This window comes from Agaribacillus sp. DX54 (genome assembly GCF_056858335.1).
This window is the reverse complement of record NZ_JBXEQE010000003.1, coordinates 162,562-182,139: the sequence shown is the minus strand read 5'-3', so window position 1 is coordinate 182,139 and position 19,578 is coordinate 162,562. Positions and strand designations below refer to the sequence as shown.

Sequence of the window (19,578 nt, the reverse complement as noted above, 5' to 3'; positions counted from 1 at the left end):
ATCAGACGTTGACAATTTTGGACATAAAGGTGCGGTAAGCCAACCAGTACAGCAACGGGATCCAAAAAACAATGGACGCGTACCCGTAAATGATGGCAGACAGAGACAGGCTGGTATCATGTGAGGCCGCAATCAGGTTCAGGCTGCCTTGCGCAGGCATAATTTTAAAAAGACCGATATCGGTGACTCCGAAGTAGTTGAGAAGTGGTAGGTTGACAAAGATCAACAGAATCGGAATTGATTTCAGCATAAAACGCATAAACGCTGCTGTATAACATACCAGCCAGGCGCCGGCCAGGCAGGAGAGTATGCAAATACCCAAAACGCCGGCAGAAAAATGAATGAAATGAAACGAGGTGCCAACGGCTGCGAAGCCCATTCCCAGTGCGCATACCCAGCCTATAATGGAAAGTGACAACACCCTGGATATCAGATAAAAGTGATAACTGATAGGAGTGACAAACAATGCTGCTACTACCTGCTGGTCTTTTTCCATGATAACAGAAAGGCCGATAAAAAAAAGACCGATGATGGCAGGGTCGTTAAGGATTAACAGGGTCAGTATTTTGTCAGTATTGCCAAGGTCTTTTATCACAAAAAAGAGTAGCGCATAAATGGCGGTTACAACGATACTTATGGTAATGACATTATTTCTTTGCAGAAGGATAAACTGCCATTTAATCTGTTGGATAAGTTCATTCATACTTTTAGTGTTTTACCGGTTACCTGTATAAATACCTGTTCCAGCGTGGCCTCCATGGTGTTAATCCTCAGCAATTGGTTTTCCTGTATGAATTCCAGAAATTGGAGGTTTTTTCCCAGGTTTTCCAGAGAAAATTCGGCTGATTTTCCATCCTTTGATTCAACGCTGACTTTGTTTTCGCCGTGTTGATGTTTTAGTGTGGAGGGGGTCTCGGTAACCCGCAGCCTGCCGTCGACGATAAAAGAGACCCGGTCGCAAATTTCGTCGGCGGTCGCCATGTCATGGGTCGTGATAAAAATGGTCTTTCCCTGGTTTTTTAGGTCGACGATATGTTCCTTTATTTTATGCCCGTTTACCGGATCCAGGCCGGCAGTCGGTTCGTCAAAAAAAAGAATATCCGGATTGTTCATGATCGCACGGATAAAATTCAGTCTCATTTTCATACCCTTTGAATATGCCTCCACTTTCTTGTTCATGCTGTCCTGGAGTCCTACCATTTCAAAAAGATCGGGAATTTTCAGCAGGCGTTCCTTTTTGTAAAAGGAAGAGAATAACTCCAGGTTTTCCTTGCCGCTGAGTTTCAGGTAATGATTGGGAAGCTCAAACCCGACCCCTATGCGCTCAAAATACCCTTTTCCCCATTGATCCAGGGGTTTGTCCTGAATGAAAACTTCCCCACTGAAATTATGCAGTATCTTATAAAGGATTTTTTGTGTGGTGCTCTTACCAGCACCCGATGGTCCCAGAAAGCCGAAGATTTCCCCCTCGCTAATCTCAAAATTTAGCGCCTGTAGTACAGGTTGGGTGCTGCCTGGGTAAGTAAATGAAAGGTTTTTTACTTGTATCATTGGTATTTATTTTTCAAAGGTTTTGCGAAGCAGGTTAATGTAGTCGTCAACAGCACGCATCAGGATTCTGCCTCGCTGTTCTCCGTAGACTGGCTTTCCACTTTTGATATTTTCCTCCAGATTCAGCCCATACATGGTACGCATGTAGTCGCCGATACTGATGCTGACCGTATATAAAAAAAATGCCATGGATTTGACTGGCAAATCATTCCTGAAATGGCCTGTATCCACTTCGTACTGAATCCATGTGCACATGATTTCAATGACCTGATCAAACCATTGCTTTGTCAGTTCTTTCAGCGAAGGCGCATGAATATGCCTGGCGAGGTTGTGCAAAAAATTGCTTTCAAGCGGATGTTCCAGGTCAAACCTGAGGCCCTCCAGGTAAAGGGCCCTGAAATAGGCCCAGAAATCGGGGTAATCATCCCTTTTTATGTGTCCGATATATTTTGCTTTGATAGCGGCACATTCTGATTGCAAAAACAGAAACAAGTCGAGTTTTCCCGCGAAGTACTGGTAAATACTGCCTTTGGCTATGCCCAGGGATTTCACGACTGTGGTAAGGGAAGCATCATCGTAGCTGTTGGTGCTGAATTCCCGAAGGAAGCGGTCTATGATTTTTTTCTTTTTGTCCGGACTGAGTTTGTGAAAGGTTTCTTTTGGCATAGTTTCCATAAAATGACCACCAGGTCACAAATATAAAAAATTTTTAATAAAAGTGACTGGGTGGTCATATTTTGTGAATTAATTATGTTCTTTTTGCGTTTTCGAACCATCACTTCAACGCGTCTAATCAGGTGCTGTCATTTTTTTCCATTTTTCATAGGTTACAATGCCAATCCCTCTATCCATTTATAAACATTTAATTTACATTTGTAAATGGTAACAAATGTTTATTGTACGGTTGGTTGCCTTATTTTTTCTATCTTTAAAGCCATGACCGATATTTTAACCAGATCCCAGCCTGGCCCTCAGGACATACTTAAAAAAGTTTTTGGTTATACCCAATTCCGGGGTCACCAGGAAGCGATTATTGAGAGTATCCATCACAAAAAGGATACATTGGTGTTAATGCCAACAGGCGGGGGCAAATCACTTTGTTACCAAATACCCGCACTGATGGCTTCCGGGATAACCCTGGTCATTTCACCACTCATTGCGCTTATGAAGGACCAGGTGGAGGCACTTAAGCAACATGGCATTGGGGCTGCATTCATCAACTCCACCCAGGACTACCGGGAGCAGGAGGCCATTTTGAGGCAAATTGAACTGGGTGAAATTAAGCTGTTGTACGTCGCTCCGGAGCGGCTATTTTCCGATAACACTTCATTTGTGAGTTTTTTAAAAAGGCAATCTATCTCGTTGGTTGCTATCGATGAAGCCCATTGCATCTCCCAATGGGGCCATGATTTCAGGCCGGAATACCTGAAACTGGGTGAGATGAAAGCATTGTTTCAGCAGGAATTTCCTGTAATGGCCCTTACAGCTACCGCCGATCAGCTTACCAGGCAGGATATTGTGGAAAAATTGCACCTGTCCGATCCAAATGTTTTTGTTTCCAGTTTTAACAGGGAAAATATCCAATACCACATTCTGCCTAAAAACCAACAATATGAACAGCTCCTGCAGTTTCTGAACCAACATAAGGAAGAATCCGGTATCATCTATTGTTTGAGCCGGAAATCCACAGAACAGTTGGCTGAAAGACTGGCTTATGAAGGTTTTTCCGCCAAGCCCTATCATGCTGGTTTGGAAATAAGTGTTAAAAACAAACACCAGGAGGACTTTATAAAGGATGATGTTAAAATCATTGTAGCGACCATTGCCTTTGGTATGGGCATTGATAAATCCAATGTCAGGTATGTTGTTCACATGGATCTGCCCAAAAATATTGAAAGCTATTACCAGGAAACCGGCCGGGCGGGTAGGGACGGATTGTCTAGTCAGGCGGTGTTATTCTACGGTTATGGCGATGTAGCACGTTTACAATATTTTATCTCCATAGAGGGGAACGAGGACCAAACCAGGATCATGACCGAAAAGCTGGAAACCATGGCAAGATTCTGTGAAATAAACACCTGCCGCCGCCAGTTTCTGCTACGGTATTTTGGTGAGGATTTTCCCGATCACTGTGGTGGGTGTGATATCTGTTTGAATACAGTTGAAACTTTCGATGGCACGGTGATTGCCCAAATGGCCCTGTCTGCTGTGGCCCGGCTCAACCAAAGGTATGGTATTAGCTATGTGATTGATTTTTTAAGAGGTTCGCGGTCACAAAAGATCAAAGAAGACGACAGAAAATTAAAAACCTTTGGGAAGGGGGCGCATTTGTCTAAAAACGAATGGAAAAACTATATCGGGGAGTTGGTAAGACAGCATTACCTGGAATTGGAAAAGGGGATGTATCCGGTTTTGAAGCTAAACGATGCCAGTTGGAGGGTATTGAAAAAGGGAGAAAAAGTGAGGCTGGGCCAGATTCAAAACAACTGGTTGGCCGAATCGGTCCCGGAAACTCAGAACTATGAAAAACCCTTATATGATCAGTTATTACAATTAAGGAAAGACTGGGCAAAGGCCCAGGATCTTCCGCCTTACATGATTTTTTCCGATGCTACCCTCAAGGATCTGGCTACTTACCTTCCACTTCATGAATGGCAACTTTATAAAATTAATGGGTTTGGACAGGTGAAGGTAAACAGGTATGGACGGCCTGTAATGGCACTGATTAAAAAGTATTGTGAAGAAAACGGTATTTCAGGGAGTTGGCATCAGCCACCTGTATCGAAACAACCCGGAAAATACACCGGTGGACCATCTGATACACACAGGGATACCTTACAGTGTTTTAGAAATGGGATGAGCATCGCGCGTATTGCGGCGCATCGAATGTTAACAATCAGCACGATCGAGTCGCATATGGCCAGGTTAATTCAGTTTGGTGAAATTAAAATTAACGAGGTCATGGATCAGAAACGGGTTGACATCATTCAACAGAAACTTGCCAATAATCAAAACTTTGGATTAAAGCCCATTAAGGAGAGTCTGCCCAGGGAGATCACCTACGGCCAAATTAGAATGGTCATCGGTTTTGTAGAATATCAGAAAAAACAAAATTCAGTATGATCGTGCCGTAAAACAGGTAAATTACCCTTAAAACCAATCTTTCCAGGGAATGACAAATGGTAACACCGCCACCCAGATCACAAAAAATACAGCCATACCTCTGGGAAAGGGCGAGCCGTTAACAATAGCTGGGGTCGCCACAAATAGTAACCAACCGCCCTTGTAGATCAGTTGAATGAATAAAACCGGAGAAAATATCATGGGTTTCCACAGTCCAAAAGCCGACAACAATGCAATGGCTAACCACAGGCAGCCTACAAGCCTGACGACCTCTGTGGGTTCGTAAGCATTGCTGAAAACGGTGATTATAGCTGTTTTTGGGAGAAACAAGGAATAAATTCCGATCCACCCGGCCACCAGCAGGTTAGCGGCATAAGTTAACTTCAATGCAACCATCATGTTTTCATTTGTTTTAAGAATTCAATCTCAGGTAACAAACAATTCACCTGATTGTTTGAGATCAGAACGCCGTGTTTAGCTTCTTTAGGAGATTGAGGCTGTTTCATTGATTTTCTCCTGATTTATAACGAACTTAATAATAATAAATAATGATAAACCTAGCTTTAGTAATTATGGGAAATACAAAACTGGATTCCAAAGCGCAGCCAGGTAATGCCACAGTATCGTATACTTCCAAATATCATTTCAACACAAGACCGCATCATGAACCGCTGCGTGTGCTTTCAGAGGAGGACTGGAAGTTTTGGAAAAACAATGGTTATGTGGTGGTGAAGCAGGCGGTACCAACCGGGAATATTGAAGCCCTAGTAAATCTTATCTGGGAGTTTGAGGAAAAAGATCCGAAAGACCGTACGACCTGGTACCGGACCACCAACACCAAACGGGCGATAAAAATGACTGAGCTCAGGGGCACCGGTATGGTAGAGGTATACAACCATCAGACCCTCTGGAACAACCGCCAGCATCAAAGGGTATATGACGCCTTTGTGGATATATGGGGAACAGAGTCCCTTTGGGTGTCAATAGACAGAGCCAATTTGAACCTGCCACACCCCCGGCGGCAGGGAACGCCCAGCTTTATACACTGGGATATCGATACTTCACTCGACCCCAAACCGGTGAATGTGCAGGGTGTTTTAGCCCTTAACCAACAGACTGACCCCCAAATGGGTGGTTTTCAGTGTATCCCGGCTTTATACAGGGAATTTGACGCATGGGTAAAAACCCAGCCTGCTGACCGGGATCCTTTTAAACCTGATATCAGTGGGTTTGAAATTGAAAAAGTTGCCCTCGAGGCAGGAGATTTATTGATTTGGGACAGTATGTTGGCTCATGGCATCAGATCTAATTTATCCGATCAGCCCAGATTAGCGCAATACATTGCTATGACACCTGCCCGGCAAGACAATGAAGAACTAAGACAATGGCGTGTCAGATCGTGGCGAGATCGAATCATCCCCGAAGGTTACCCTTTTCCGGGAGATCCGAGAAACTGGGAGCAAACCAGGTATCGACGGGCAAAGCTTAGCGAATTGGGGGAAAAACTGCTAGGTTTACAATTATGGTAAAGCCTGCAAAGGTTTTGCTACGATGGCTGAATGTTTTTATGCAGCAATGCTTAGCAGTACAATCATCGGCACCACCCCGCGCAAAATACGGATTCCCGATATCCGGGCAGAATATACCCTGACGTAAGTAGACACATTGTCGGGAACTTACGAAATCCGGATCTTAAAAGAGCGTTGGCCGTTTTATGAAAAAATTAAGACAGACACGGCTCACCGGACCATTCCGGAAGCCCTGGCCGGAGCCCTTGTAGTAAAACAACTAAGCTGGGACCGGGCTATGGAAAAACTTTACCAGTATTATCACCAAAAAAACGACTTTCAAAATACACTGCGAGTCGCAGAGGCCGTGATTATGGAACACCCGTATGAGGCGTCGTTCTATGCTAAGGCAGGAAGCATTTGTTTACGTCTGAAGGACTTTGAAAAGGGAGCTGTTTACTTTCGGAAGGCCTACAAATACGAACCATCCCCTGCATATGCCCGTTTTGCAGCATTGTGCCTTATTCATCGAAACCGGTTAGTACAATCCCTGGAGTTTTTGAGGGATGCCGCAAAAGACAATCGGGCTGATCGGACCACTTTAAGGTTATTGGCTGTCATTCAAAACATTATGGCATTGGAAGACACCTTAAAAGTGGAAAACGCCAACATTCATCTGCTTAATCAATTAGCCGGAAGTTATTACTTTATTGGGTTAGAAGATAAAGCCAGAACCCTTGTCGACAGGATTCCGGCCATAGAGCCTTCAAACAAAAGGTCGCTAAAACTGCTACAGCAAATGGATCGAAGCAGCAAATAAACCCATCGCCTCTCCCCAAATCATTTTAATCTTTCGAGCATATCCAGGATATCGCCCGGCTCTGCCCGGTTGCGATATTCCGCATCTAAGAAAGCATACCGGATCACCCCCTCATTGTCGATTACGTAAGTTGCTGCCAGCGGAAGTTCATGGCTGTCATCACCATTATAACTTTCCAGATCAAATGCCTCTTTGTATAGGTTGGCCACCGCTTCATTAAGCTTGAAAACAATGCCATATTTTTTGGCCACCTTATTACCTGTATCACTCAATACTTCAAACTGCAACTCGTGCTTTTCACGGGTCGACAGTGAGTTGTCTGCCAATTCAGGTGTCAGGGCAATGAGACTGGCTCCGGCATTTCTAAATTCCTGCAAATGTTGCTGCAGATGCCTCAAAGTTATGTTACAATAAGGACACCAACCACCCCTGTACCAGGTAAGTATCACCGGTCCTTTTTCAAGTACTTCACTTAATCCTACCTCCTTGCCCGTAGCATTGGTTAACCTGAAATCCGGTGCTTTACTCCCCACCTGAAGTGCATGTTCTAAAATACCACTTTCCCGAACTTCCGAAACGCCTTCATTGTAAATGACCTTCGTCGCCTCCGGAGCTGTTGCCTCCCACTCCAAACGTTTCCCCTCAAGCGCTACTCTCAGTACCGATGAGCTATCTTTCATCAAATAATCATTCATTTTTCACATTTAATAATTACAACCCAAACCCAATAACCAAAAATAAAAAGAAGCGTGAGCCCCCCAAACCCACACTCACACTCACACTCACACTCAATTTGGTTACTCAACTATCAAAGTATATTGTGGTGTCGGATTCAAAGGACAGAAATATACATACTCACCTTTTTCCAACGTCACTTCTTTCGATGATGCGGTTTCTCCCGCTTTGATTGTCTTTGACAGATAGGCCTGTTTTATATGGTCATCCATTTCAATATTCGCCTTTTTGGGAGCCAGCACAAAGCCAACTTCGTGGTCTACATCATTGTTGGTAACTTCGAAAACGTAAGTTCCCGGTTTTACTTTTAAGGTTTTAGTTTTAAACTCACCCGGCGTTTGTTCCAGTTTTACTGTTTTAACCTGATCCTGGGCTAAAGTTGCAAAGTTCACCAAGAGCCCTGCAACAGCAAATAAAATTTTAATTCTTTTCATGATTTCAGAGATATTAAATTTAAATAGTTTGTGTTTTTAATTCAGGTGCCACTGGAAAGTCAATAGGAATTTTTGTGGCACCGTGCAGAAAATTGCTGATGATCTTGTCTCCGATTACTACAATGACATCCACCAGATTTTCCTTGGTATAACCGGCATTCAAAAAGCTTTCTAAAACTTCTCCGTCCGGTTTGCCCCGGTTAACTGTAATGTTTTTTACAAACCTGGCCAAGGCATCCAATTTCACGTCGAACGAGGCTTCTCCCGAGCGAATTTCAAGAATTTCATCATCGGTAAAACCATTCATTTTACCAAGGGCTGTGTGAGCGCTTTGGCAGTATCTACAATCATTAACCTGGCTGACCACCAGATTTATTACCTCCCGCTCCTTGGCTTTGAGCGAGCTTTTCCGGTTTTGCAAAGCCAGATAATCACCTAAGGCAGTATCTGAGTAAGCATAAGTGGCATAGAGGTTTGGAACAAAGCCAAGACCTTTTTGCAGATTGTCAAAGATGGCCTGATTATTAGCTGAGACCTCTTGTTTTGTAGGAACTGAAAATTGTGTCATTTTTGTATCTGTTAAAGTTTTAAAATTGTTTATTTAACTTTTGATACAATTTTACGGCACATAGCAGTCCGGGTAATAGGTCACATTTCCCTAAGCATTGTCAATTTTTCCCTAATTCACTACTTTTTGAGATCTTTTAAAATCAGATGGGGTGAAAGCCATGATTTTTTTAAACATTTTGTTGAAAAGTGTCACATCCTCGAAGCCTAGCTCATAGGCAATTTCCTTGGATGTCATGTCAGTGTATACCAGTAAACGCCTGGCTTCCAATACAATTCTTTCATGGATGATTTGCAATGGTGATTTTTTATTGTACAGTAAAAAGTAATTGGAAAGTGTTTTCGGTGATTTGTTCAGCATTTCAGCGTAGTCACTCACCTGTTTTTTGGTTTTATAGTGAATATCCACCAATACATTAAATTGACGGACGATTTCAACCTTTGAATTATGCAGCTCTTTGGTAATTAATTGCTTCTTGGCCATGCGGGTGCACTTGATTATCAAACGCTTCAATAACATTCTCAACATTTCTCCCTGAATGTTGTCCCTCGTTCCGAACTCATCCAGGAAAACCTGGTATAGCGTCTCGAATTTTTCGACTTCGGAGCTCTCCAGCGTAATAATAGGAATATCCTGAGTGCCGAAAAATATGATGCCATTGCAGGAAACTTCATCGTCATGATCCTGAATACAATAGAATTCACGGTTGAACATGAATACCACCAAACCATCGGCCGTACCCTTAAAGGATACTTTTTGCAGGTAGGTACTGGTGGTGATCTGCTGAGGTTTCAGGGTGATTGGGATGTTATCAATGTGGAACGTTATGTCTCCGTTACTCCTGTTCCAAAGGATGTTAATCAGTCCGTTTTGTGAAAAGTAATTATTGTTGACGTGCTCCAATTCATCGGTTAGGTGAAAAATTGCGTCCAGTTTGTTTTCTTTAAATTCCAAATGCATGGGAGTCGAATTCCATGTTGTTTAAAACATATTCGTTATAGCATGATGCAAAGTCAAACTATAACTGAAATAGAATTTCCGAATAACCTTAGGTTAAACAGTGATACTAACACCAAAATTACACCAATAATTCCCTGGGGTTTAAATTAGTAATTTCATTCCGCTGTTGATAAGGCTTCCATCGGTTTTCTGCTTTTTTGAAAACGAATCCAAACGGCTCAACAGCCGTATGCCTCCCAAACGGTTTCTCTTTTGATAGCGCTTTTGATCTTTCCCGTTCCTTTGGCATAGCAGGCCCCCAATACCGCATCATATTTTCCTGTTGGTTTGGCCAGTTGTATCGGTTCCTCCCGCTTCTGTAGCTCGATAGCAAAAACCCGGATATAATCATAGTTTCCTGCTTTTTTTGGGTCGACCTGCTCATCGAACCGGTTGGGGACCAGTGAGGATTTACAGAAGTCCGTCGCGTTTAAAATGAGATTTTTGGCCAAAGGAATGAACCGTAGCTTTTTATGGGTTTTTTCTCTATCCATCTTGTAAAAGCTTTGAATACAATAGGGCTAATGGCATGCTAGCTCATGCACCGGGTTTTCCTTTGAGAAATTCGTCACTGAAATGTTGCCGTTTTTTCTCTTTACTGAATTTTTCAATATTGTAAGCCTGTGATTCACCCTTTGGAATGGATAAACTTTGCCATTCCTTCCGCTTTATCATCTTTCCTATAAAAACTATTTGCCCCACATGATAAGCGTAATGTGCCAGTTGACGGTTAATGGCTTCGAAAACCGTATATCCCATATTCCGGATATAGACGATTTTTTCCAGGTCCTTCTCTTTCAGGTTTTTGATGGCCATAAACAGGCAATCCCAACCTTTGTCCCACTTTTCCTGGAGTTCCGCTCTCGTCCTGATCAGGTCTTCAAATTCCTGGTCTCTTTTGCGCCATGGCTTCTCTCCGTCACTGATGAGAAAGTCAGTCCACCGCGACAACATGTTGCCACTCAGGTGATTGACAATGATGGCAATACTGTTGGCTTCCTCTACCTGTTTAAAAAGCGCCTCTTCATCCAACTGATCGAAGGTTTTTTGACCCAACAGCCGGTAGTAGGCCAATTGTTTGATGATACTGGGTAAATAAGAATTACGCATTTTCTCTCTTTTATACAAAAGCGTTGGGCTGAAATAGTTATTTCCGCCCATGCCTGCAGGATTATGTATTAAAATTAATCGAAATATTCGACAGTGAAAACAATTTATTGATTTATATCGCTTCTTCTGTTAACAGTAACTTAAGGTATTCTTTTTAAATGCTGTGGAGCCACTTTTTTGTATGGCAGTGACTCAAGTTAAATGAGTCATAGTATGACTCCAAGTCATACTATGACTAGTCGCGTTAAAACCACCTTGCTATTTTAAGAACTTCTTCCTACCCATGATCAACGATTACAGGTGTTTTTTAGCCATTGATCTTTAAAATAATGGGATTGAAAGCTTTGGAAATGATCAAAACCCTGTCACCTGTTTTCAAGCCTTTTCTTTCTGCTTCGGAAGCAATTACTTTAATAATTTGATGGCCTATCAGTACGCTTACCACATATACGATGTCATTGGGTTCGATATGCAGTACGGTACCAGTGATTTTATATTTACCACTTATTTCCTGATAAGCAAAAACCTCCTGAGGGGAGCCTTGTCTGACAAATTGGCCCTGATCCAGGATGAATATTTTGCCGGCCAGCTTAAAAATCTCGGCCATATCGTGTGTAACCAGGATGGTGGTAAGGTTGAATTGATGGTGAAGCATTAGGAGGTAATCCTGCATTTTAACCCGCATGCCTTCATCCAGGGCTGAAAGCGGTTCATCGAGCAACAGGATTTCGGGTTGTCTGACCAAGGCCCTGGCAAGTGCCACCCTTTGCTGTTGACCACCGGATAATGTATCTGGTTTCCGGTGCTGCAGTTGGGTTAAGCCGGTAACATCCATGAGCTCGGCTATTATTTTTTCCGGTTGGCCCTTGTCCAGGGCATATCGCAAGTTTTGCCTGACTGTCATATTCGGGAAAAGCGCGTAATCCTGAGACACAAAACCAACTTTCCTGTGCCTGGGTTTGACATCGATGCGTTTTTCACTGTCAAACCAGCAGCTATTATTCACCTCAATTTTGCCACTATCGGGTTTAAACAAACCTGCAAGCATTCGTAAAATCGAAGTTTTTCCCGCTCCTGATACGCCATAAATCACTGTAAGGTCTCCGGGGTGAATCTGGCTATCGACTTCGAGTGTCATTTTGCCATGAGCGCCCTGAAGCTCCTTTTTCAAACGAATATCGATCATATTCTCCTTTTTAAGGCGTAACCATTATTGAGCAGGAAGACCGTAAAAAGAATGACAAAAGTCACAATAAACAATACCAGTGAATAAGTATTGGCAGTAGGATAATCCAGGGCCTCTACCCGGTCATATATGGCGATAGAGGCCACCCTGGTCTCTTCCGACAGGTTTCCTCCGATCATTAAAACCACCCCAAATTCCCCAATGGTATGTGCAAAGCTGAGCACTACCCCTGTCAGCAAAGCCGGTTTCATGTTTGGCAGCAATACACGATATAAGGTGGTCATCCGGGATTTTCCGAGCAGGTGTGAGGCCTCTTTCAGGCTTATCGGCACATTGCGGAATCCGGACTGAACCGGATGAACCATAAACGGTAAACTGTAAATGACCGAAGCCACCACCAGACCTTCGAAGGAAAAAACCAAACTGAAGCCAAACCACTCATCCAACCAACGGCCCAATGCGTTGTTAGGGCTGAAAGCTATGAGCAGGTAGAACCCCAAAACCGTAGGAGGCAGTACCAGTGGCATGCTTACCAGGGCCTCGATGACCGGTTTTAGCCGGAACCTGGAGAATGCCAGCCCATAGGCCATAGGAATGCCGATAACCACCAGGACCAAAGTCGTGGTCAACGCCAGCTTAAAAGTTAATGATATCGGACTCCAGTCCATGAATTTTCAATTTTTTCATTAAATATTTGTCCTTAATAGTTGCTTATCGGGTTTTGGAATGACCCAAACTCTTTCAGTCCATTCCATCCATTTGGCAGATAGTTCCTTTACTTTTTCCGGATATTGACCGGCCAGATGATCGATTTCCGTACGATCTTCTTCCGTGTTATACCGTTCCTATTCTTCTAATAGTAACTGCTCGACACGGTCAATTTTTCTCGTTTCTTTGTAAGGTTTGGCAACCGGTTTCCCTTTGCCGACCCCGATAGTTCTGTTGCTTTCATGCGCTCTGTACAAAGCCTGCCTGTTGAAAGGTTCATTGGCGAATAAGGGAACCAGGCAACATGAAAAATAAATTTTTGGCGACTGTTTTTTTTGAAACGGCGCTTCATGATTAATACGTTTTAAAACGTTCATCACATGACATGTGAAACTACTGATTCTTTTGTGCAAATCAAACAGGTCCATATCCCAGACCCTATGCCAAAATAAAATACCAGCGATTAATAGTTGTTTGTTCTCAAAATAGCTTTCTGTTTCTTTTAAATTTTGTTACTTTAGGCGCTAAATTTATTCAGTTTGAGTACAAGTTCTAATTTCAGGGGTCCTTTTATCACCATTACCTTTTTGTTTTTCATGTGGGGATTCATCACCGTGATGAATGACGTGCTGATACCTCATTTGAAATCAGCGTTTGAACTAAACTACGTTCAGGCCTCATTGGTTCAATCCGCTTTTTTTGGTGCTTTTTTTATCATATCCCTCCTTTACTTCCTGATTTCGGTGTTTAGGGGTGACCCTATTGCCAAATTTGGTTATAAAAACGGGATTATCATAGGCCTGATACTATGCGGTTTAGGGTGTTGTTTGTTTTATCCCGCCGCCGAATTTCAGAAATACGGATTTTTTCTGAGTGCCCTTTTCATTCTGGCTTCCGGGGTTACCATTCTGCAAATTGCTGCCAACCCCTATGCGGCGATTTTGGGAAAACCCGAGACGGCATCCAGCAGATTAAATCTTGCACAAGGATTCAATTCGTTCGGAACCACCCTGGCACCGATTATCGGGGCCATACTGATTTACAGGGTTTTCTCCGATGGTACTATTACAGTGGACTCCCTTAAGGCGCCTTACGTGATTTATGGTTGTCTTTTCTTTTTCCTGGCTATATTGATCAGGTTTGTGAATCTCCCTTCTTTTGTTAATGAAGAAGTGATCGAAAAAGGGGCCCCCGTTTTTAAGTTTCGCCATCTCATGCTGGGTATGATAGCTATTTTTACTTATGTGGGTGGTGAAGTGTCGATAGGCAGCTTTCTCATTAATTTTTTTGCCATGGATAATATAATGGGACTGGAGGAAGTGGAAGGAGGAAGATACCTTTCCTATTATTGGGGAGGCGCTATGATCGGTAGGTTCCTGGGGTCTGTATCCATGGGTAGCCTTACAGATACGGCAAGAAAATATTTTATTATGGCAGGTTTGTCTGTTATCGGTTTTTTGGTAGTGTATTTTGTCACCAGTATCAATAATGATGGCGGAGAGTTTTACATTAGTTTCATCCCCTTCGGTGAAATTTACTTGTTTGTTTTCTTTTTGGTACTGAATTATCTGGCGTTTTTTATTAGTGGATCGAACCCGGCCAAAACATTGTCCTTATTTGCCTTAATTGTGATCAGTTTACTGGTGATGGTCATTTTTACCAACGGTAAGATCGCTTTCTGGAGTGCCATTGCCATCGGGGCATTCAACTCTATTTTATGGTCAAATATTTTTACCCTGGCTATCAAAGATTTAGGCAGGTATACAAGTCAGGCTTCCTCACTCCTTGTCATGATGATTGTAGGAGGCGCCCTTGTACCGCCATTGCAAGGGGCCCTGGCTGATGCGTTAAATAGTATACAGTTATCTTTTTTGGTGCCGCTGTTTTGTTATGTTTATGTGTTATCCTATGGGTTATGGGGACATAGCGTTGTTGAAACAGAAGAATCCATACAACAATTATCGGAACGAGTGACCTAATTTTTTAAAAAAATGTGGAATACCCTTAACTTTTACAATACAATAGCTTTTTGCCTTTTGCTGGCCTGCATGCTTTCCTGCGCACATCAAAACAGACAATCTGCCAGGGTGGAAGAATCGCTCGTACAGTTTGTGGACCCTTTCATCGGTACCGGCGCCCATGGACATACTTATCCAGGGGCGACTGTTCCGTTTGGCATGGTTCAACTCAGCCCGGATAATGGGATTTCAGGCTGGGATTGGTGTTCGGGGTATCATTACTCGGACAGTGTCATCGTTGGATTCAGCCATACCCATTTAAGTGGTACCGGAATTGGCGATCTGGCCGATGTTTTGATCATGCCCGCCACCGGCGACATCGATCTGACTAAGGTGATCAATGACCGCAATGACTATGATTTTAAGTCTCGTTTTGATCATAAATCGGAAAAAGCTTCTCCGGGATATTATGAAGTATATTTAAAAGATCAAGGCATTCATGTTGCGCTTACCGCCACCAAAAGAACGGGAATGCATCGCTATGAATATCCTGAAAACGCAAAAAGGCAAGTCGTGCTTGACCTTTCTTACCATGTGAATTGGGATAAACCTACCATGACACATCTGCAATTTGTCAACGATACATTAATTACCGGCTACAGGTACTCTCAGGGATGGGCCAAAGATCAAAGGGTTTATTTTGCTATGGCCTTTTCACAACCGGTAGTCAGCTACGAAACAGCCGATAGTACCGAGAGGCAACCTATTCATACTGCTTATACCGGAAAAAAATTGAAAACATTATTAAATTTTGAAAAAACACAGGGAGATAAATTCCTGATGGTCAAAACCGGCCTGTCTTCCGCTTCTATCGATGGAGCACTCAAAAGCCTGGATGAGGTAAGCGGGTGGCGTTTTGAGGAAACCAGCGCAGCAGCAGCAAAGCAATGGGAGAAAGCGCTGTCCAAAATCCGTATAACATCAGACGACCTGGCGCTTAAACGCACTTTTTACACAGCCATGTATCATAGTAAGCTGGCCCCTGTTATCTTTTCAGATCACAACCAGGAGTATAAAGGCGCAAATGGACAGGTCATGCGTACTAAAGGCTATACCCGTTATGATATTTTTTCTTTGTGGGATACCTACCGGGCAGCCCATCCCTTATTTACCATTTTACAGCCAGACCTCGTGAATGATATGATTAACTCTATGCTGGCCCATTATGAAGCATATGGATTACTGCCCGTTTGGTCACTTTTAGGTAATGAAACCAATACGATGACCGGGTACCACGCAATTCCTGTGATTACTGATGCGTATCTGAAAGGATTCCGCGGATTTGATATTGAACTGGCTTACAAAGCTATGAAAGCCAGTGCTATGCAGGATATCAGGGGTGTAAAGTACTACAAAGAATACGGTTACATTCCTGCCGACCTTAACGAAGAGTCGGTTACTAAAACATTGGAATATGCCTATGATGACTGGTGCATCGCTCAGGTTGCCAGTGCATTAGGTTATCAGGACGATTACAACTATTATATCGAAAGATCCCAGGGCTTCCGCCATCTGTATGACAGTGTTTCGGGTTTTATGCGGGGCAAGTTGAGTGATGGCAGTTGGAGAGAGCCCTTTGACCCTAAAAGATCGAATCATAGGGTGAATACCGATTATACTGAAGGCAATGCCTGGCAACACACCTGGTATGTTCCTCATGATGTGTCCGGGATGATCGGGATCATGGGGGGTAATGATCGGTTTATAGCCAAACTGGACTCCCTCTTTACCATCAGTTCAGAAATAACAGGTGAAAATGTATCCGTAGACATTTCGGGACTTATCGGCCAATATGCTCATGGCAATGAACCCAGCCATCATGTAGCATATCTGTACAATTATGCCGGGGCCCCCTGGAAAACGCAGGAAAGAGTTACAGAAATATTGAATTCTCAATATTCAGACCGCCCCGACGGCCTGTGCGGAAATGATGACTGTGGTCAAATGTCAGCCTGGTATGTGTTCAGCGCACTCGGGTTTTATCCGGTTAACCCAGCCAATGGCCGTTACATCATCGGCAGGCCCCTGCATGAGCAAGCGGTCATACATCTTCAGGATGGTAAGACTTTTACCGTAAAAGCCGAAAACCTGAGCAAGGACAATAGCTACATTCAGTCAGTCACTTTAAATGGTTTAGACTGGGACAAACCTTATCTTTCACATCAACAAATAACTGATGGTGGCGAAATAGTCTTTGTTATGGGAAATAAGCCCAATAAAGCATGGGGTATTACCACTTCAGAAGACATTTAGCCATTCTGCTTCCTACAAAACCATGACAAAAACACTAACGATAAAAACAGAATCCGGCTATCGGCTTATCAGACTTTATAAGTCTGAAACGGTCATCACCCTGAAACTTTCCAAAATCTGTCCAATTTTCAAACACTAACTGTAAATTGTCAATTCCATAACATTTTTTTATCATGAAACGAAAAATAACCATCTGCCTGCTATTGCTGATTATCTGTCTGACAAGTTTTAATTGTGGCAATCAAACAGACAGGCCTGCTCAAAAACAACCGGGTTTTTCAGTAATTGATGGTCATCTCACTGATTGGGTTAACCCTCTCATGGGAACGGACTCAGAGTTTTTACTATCCAATGGCAATACCTATCCAGCCATCGCTTTGCCCTGGGGCATGAATTTCTGGACACCCCAGACAGCAAAAATGGGAGATGGATGGGCTTACAAGTATGATGATTATACGATAAGGGGTATCAAACAAACCCACCAGCCCAGTCCATGGATCAATGATTATGCTGCTTTTGCATTCATGCCAGTTACGGGCAGGTTAAAATACCAGGAGGACGAAAGGGCTTCGTGGTTTTCTCATAAAACCGAAGTGGTGAAACCGCACTATTACAAAGTCTATCTTGCCGATTACGACGTGGAGGTTGAAGTTACACCGACAGAACGGGCCGCGCAATTCAGGTTTACTTTTCCCGAAAGCGATTCCTCTTACATTTTGTTAGATGCGTTTTTTAAAGGATCAAAGGTGCGGATTATCCCTGAGGAAAGAAAAATAGTGGGTTATTGCCGCAACAATAGTGGTGGGGTCCCTGATAACTTTCATAACTATTTTGTGGCTGAATTTGACAAACCCTTTGTAGCGCAACATACCTGGGGTGATGGTTGGAAGTTACAGAAAAACACTACGGATAATGAAGGTGATCATGTCGGGGCCATTGTAGGTTTTAAAACAAAGGCCGGTGAGCAGATAAATGTGAAGGTAGCTTCTTCATTCATCAGCTATGAACAGGCAGCGTTGAATCTGAAAAATGAGATTGGCAATGACTCCTTTGATGAAACAAAGGCAAAAGGCCTGCAGGTGTGGGAAAATGAATTGGGCAGAATTCAGGTGGAGGCTTTTGATACAGATCACATCAAAACATTTTATTCGTGCCTGTACAGATTGCTGTTATTTCCCCGCCGGTTTTACGAATTTGATGAAAACGGCAAAATGATGCATTACAGCCCTTACAACGGAAAAGTGTTGCCCGGTTACATGTTTACTGACAACGGCTTTTGGGATACTTTCCGGGCCGTATTTCCTTTTTTTACACTGATGTACCCGGAGTTAAACGGGCAAATCATGCAGGGTTTGGTTAATACCTACAAAGAGTCAGGCTGGTTACCTGAGTGGGCCAGTCCCGGACACAGAAATTCCATGATTGGCTCCAATTCCGCCTCGTTGATATCAGATGCCTACTTAAAAGGGATCAGAGGTTTTGATGTGGAGGTATTATTTGAAGCCATGCTTAAAAATGCTACGGTAAATGAAGGGAGGCCGGTTAACTCCGTAGGCAGGGCAGGGGTTGATCATTACAACGAATTAGGTTATGTTCCTTATGATGTGGGTATCAACGAGAATGCCGCCCGTACCCTTGAATACGCCTATGCCGATTTCACCATTGCCAAATTGGCAGATGCGCTGGGTAAAAGTGAAGAAGCGGAACGTTTTTTTCAAAAATCCAAAAATTACGCTAATCTGTTTGACCCCACTACGAAGTTGATGCGGGGAAAAAAACAAAACGGGCAATTCCAATCACCTTTCAACCCTTTTAAGTGGGGCGATGCCTTCACCGAAGGAAACAGTTGGCATTATTCCTGGTCCGTTTTTCATGACATACAGGGTTTAATCAATCTGATGGGAGGAAAAAGGGATTTTATCAGTATGTTAGACTCGGTGTTTAGCCTGCCGCCTGTGTTTGATGAGTCCTACTATGGTTTTGTTATTCACGAAATCAGGGAAATGCAAATTGTGAATATGGGACAGTATGCACATGGTAATCAGCCGATTCAACATATGATTTATTTGTATAACTATGCCAATCAGCCATGGAAGACACAACAGAGGGCTAGGGAAGTGATGGAGAAATTGTATAGCTATGCGCCTGACGGTTACTGCGGCGATGAAGATAACGGCCAGACTTCCGCATGGTATGTTTTTAGCGCATTAGGGTTTTATCCGGTATGCCCGGGCACAGATCAATATGTGTTCGGGAGTCCGCTTTTTAATAAAGTGACACTTACTTTGGAAAACGGAAATAAATTTACCATCAATGCTACCGATAATGGCCCTGACAGTTATTACATCCAATCGGCCCAATTGAATGGGAAAAAATATGATCGCACCTGGATTGATCATGAAACGATTCAGCAAGGTGGTATGTTGAATTTGACGATGGGAAAATCACCCCATGAAAATTGGGCGATATCCGGGGATGCGGTACCTTATTCATTAACTCCGCAAGCGGAACAACCATGAATTGAACGGTCTGCTTTTTGCACCTGAATTTCGAACAATAAGGTAA

At 43.1% G+C, this 19,578-nt stretch carries 19 protein-coding genes; 6 read left to right on the top strand and 13 right to left on the bottom strand.

Annotation, left to right across the window (positions count from 1 at the left end; genetic code table 11):
- Position 1 precedes the first annotated feature (1 nt).
- Genes AC04NP_RS05210 through AC04NP_RS05200 form a run of 3 tightly spaced genes read right to left on the bottom strand, consistent with a single transcriptional unit; the run spans position 2 to position 2,217 of the window.
- Complete coding sequence (locus AC04NP_RS05210) at positions 2-703, bottom strand: fluoroquinolone export ABC transporter permease subunit (protein WP_482858452.1); 702 nt, start codon at positions 701-703, stop codon at positions 2-4.
- Entirely contained in the window at positions 700-1,551 is an 852-nt protein-coding gene (locus AC04NP_RS05205) for an ABC transporter ATP-binding protein (protein WP_482858451.1), read from the bottom strand. Before AC04NP_RS05205 ends, AC04NP_RS05210 begins: the two co-directional genes overlap by 4 nt.
- A 6-nt stretch (positions 1,552-1,557) precedes the next feature.
- Positions 1,558-2,217, bottom strand: a complete 660-nt coding sequence (locus AC04NP_RS05200) for a TetR/AcrR family transcriptional regulator (protein WP_482858450.1) — start codon at positions 2,215-2,217, stop codon at positions 1,558-1,560.
- Between the two features lie 270 nt (positions 2,218-2,487).
- Between AC04NP_RS05200 and recQ the strand changes: the two genes are divergently transcribed.
- Positions 2,488-4,674, top strand: a complete 2,187-nt coding sequence (gene recQ / locus AC04NP_RS05195; protein WP_482858449.1) for a DNA helicase RecQ — start codon at positions 2,488-2,490, stop codon at positions 4,672-4,674.
- A gap of 27 nt (positions 4,675-4,701) precedes the next feature.
- Here recQ and AC04NP_RS05190 read toward each other — a convergent pair whose 3' ends face one another.
- Positions 4,702-5,073, bottom strand: coding sequence for a hypothetical protein (locus AC04NP_RS05190; RefSeq protein WP_482858448.1), 372 nt, complete (start codon positions 5,071-5,073; stop codon positions 4,702-4,704).
- A 173-nt stretch (positions 5,074-5,246) separates the two neighbouring features.
- Between AC04NP_RS05190 and AC04NP_RS05185 the strand changes: the two genes are divergently transcribed.
- Together AC04NP_RS05185 and AC04NP_RS05180 are read left to right on the top strand one after the other, a co-directional pair.
- A complete protein-coding gene (locus AC04NP_RS05185; protein ID WP_482858447.1) occupies positions 5,247-6,203 on the top strand; it encodes a phytanoyl-CoA dioxygenase family protein in 957 nt (318 codons plus the stop codon).
- Positions 6,204-6,339: 136 nt separating this feature from the next.
- Positions 6,340-7,002, top strand: coding sequence for a tetratricopeptide repeat protein (locus AC04NP_RS05180; protein WP_482858446.1), 663 nt, complete (start codon positions 6,340-6,342; stop codon positions 7,000-7,002).
- Between the two features lie 20 nt (positions 7,003-7,022).
- Here AC04NP_RS05180 and AC04NP_RS05175 read toward each other — a convergent pair whose 3' ends face one another.
- From AC04NP_RS05175 to AC04NP_RS05135, 9 genes are all read right to left on the bottom strand, one after another.
- A complete protein-coding gene (locus AC04NP_RS05175) occupies positions 7,023-7,697 on the bottom strand; it encodes a peroxiredoxin-like family protein (RefSeq protein ID WP_482858445.1) in 675 nt (224 codons plus the stop codon).
- Positions 7,698-7,799: 102 nt separating this feature from the next.
- Entirely contained in the window at positions 7,800-8,171 is a 372-nt protein-coding gene (locus AC04NP_RS05170) for a cupredoxin domain-containing protein (RefSeq protein WP_482858444.1), read from the bottom strand.
- Positions 8,172-8,190: 19 nt separating this feature from the next.
- Positions 8,191-8,739, bottom strand: a complete 549-nt coding sequence (locus tag AC04NP_RS05165) for a carboxymuconolactone decarboxylase family protein (protein ID WP_482858443.1) — start codon at positions 8,737-8,739, stop codon at positions 8,191-8,193.
- Between the two features lie 111 nt (positions 8,740-8,850).
- The gene (locus AC04NP_RS05160; RefSeq protein ID WP_482858442.1) at positions 8,851-9,699 is read right to left on the bottom strand and encodes a helix-turn-helix domain-containing protein; all 849 of its coding nucleotides are present in this window, start codon (positions 9,697-9,699) and stop codon (positions 8,851-8,853) included.
- A gap of 218 nt (positions 9,700-9,917) precedes the next feature.
- Positions 9,918-10,232 carry a hypothetical protein gene (locus AC04NP_RS05155; protein WP_482858441.1) on the bottom strand — a complete coding sequence of 105 codons (315 nt, stop codon included), beginning with the start codon at positions 10,230-10,232 and terminating at the stop codon, positions 9,918-9,920.
- A 43-nt stretch (positions 10,233-10,275) separates the two neighbouring features.
- The gene (locus tag AC04NP_RS05150) at positions 10,276-10,848 is read right to left on the bottom strand and encodes a DUF1572 family protein (protein ID WP_482858440.1); all 573 of its coding nucleotides are present in this window, start codon (positions 10,846-10,848) and stop codon (positions 10,276-10,278) included.
- 307 nt (positions 10,849-11,155) lie between these two features.
- On the bottom strand, positions 11,156-12,034 hold the full coding sequence (locus AC04NP_RS05145) for an ATP-binding cassette domain-containing protein (RefSeq protein ID WP_482858439.1): 879 nt from the start codon (positions 12,032-12,034) through the stop codon (positions 11,156-11,158).
- Entirely contained in the window at positions 12,031-12,702 is a 672-nt protein-coding gene (gene modB / locus AC04NP_RS05140; RefSeq protein WP_482858438.1) for a molybdate ABC transporter permease subunit, read from the bottom strand. Before modB ends, AC04NP_RS05145 begins: the two co-directional genes overlap by 4 nt.
- A gap of 177 nt (positions 12,703-12,879) precedes the next feature.
- Positions 12,880-13,119, bottom strand: coding sequence for a hypothetical protein (locus AC04NP_RS05135; protein WP_482858437.1), 240 nt, complete (start codon positions 13,117-13,119; stop codon positions 12,880-12,882).
- Positions 13,120-13,281: 162 nt separating this feature from the next.
- Between AC04NP_RS05135 and AC04NP_RS05130 the strand changes: the two genes are divergently transcribed.
- The 3 genes from AC04NP_RS05130 (at position 13,282) to AC04NP_RS05120 (ending at position 19,532) form a co-directional block, all read left to right on the top strand.
- Positions 13,282-14,721, top strand: coding sequence for a sugar MFS transporter (locus tag AC04NP_RS05130; RefSeq protein ID WP_482858436.1), 1,440 nt, complete (start codon positions 13,282-13,284; stop codon positions 14,719-14,721).
- 12 nt (positions 14,722-14,733) lie between these two features.
- On the top strand, positions 14,734-17,013 hold the full coding sequence (locus AC04NP_RS05125; protein WP_482858435.1) for a GH92 family glycosyl hydrolase: 2,280 nt from the start codon (positions 14,734-14,736) through the stop codon (positions 17,011-17,013).
- A 173-nt stretch (positions 17,014-17,186) separates the two neighbouring features.
- Positions 17,187-19,532: a GH92 family glycosyl hydrolase gene (locus tag AC04NP_RS05120; RefSeq protein ID WP_482858434.1), complete on the top strand. Its 2,346-nt coding sequence runs from the start codon at positions 17,187-17,189 to the stop codon at positions 19,530-19,532.
- Positions 19,533-19,578: the final 46 nt, after the last annotated feature.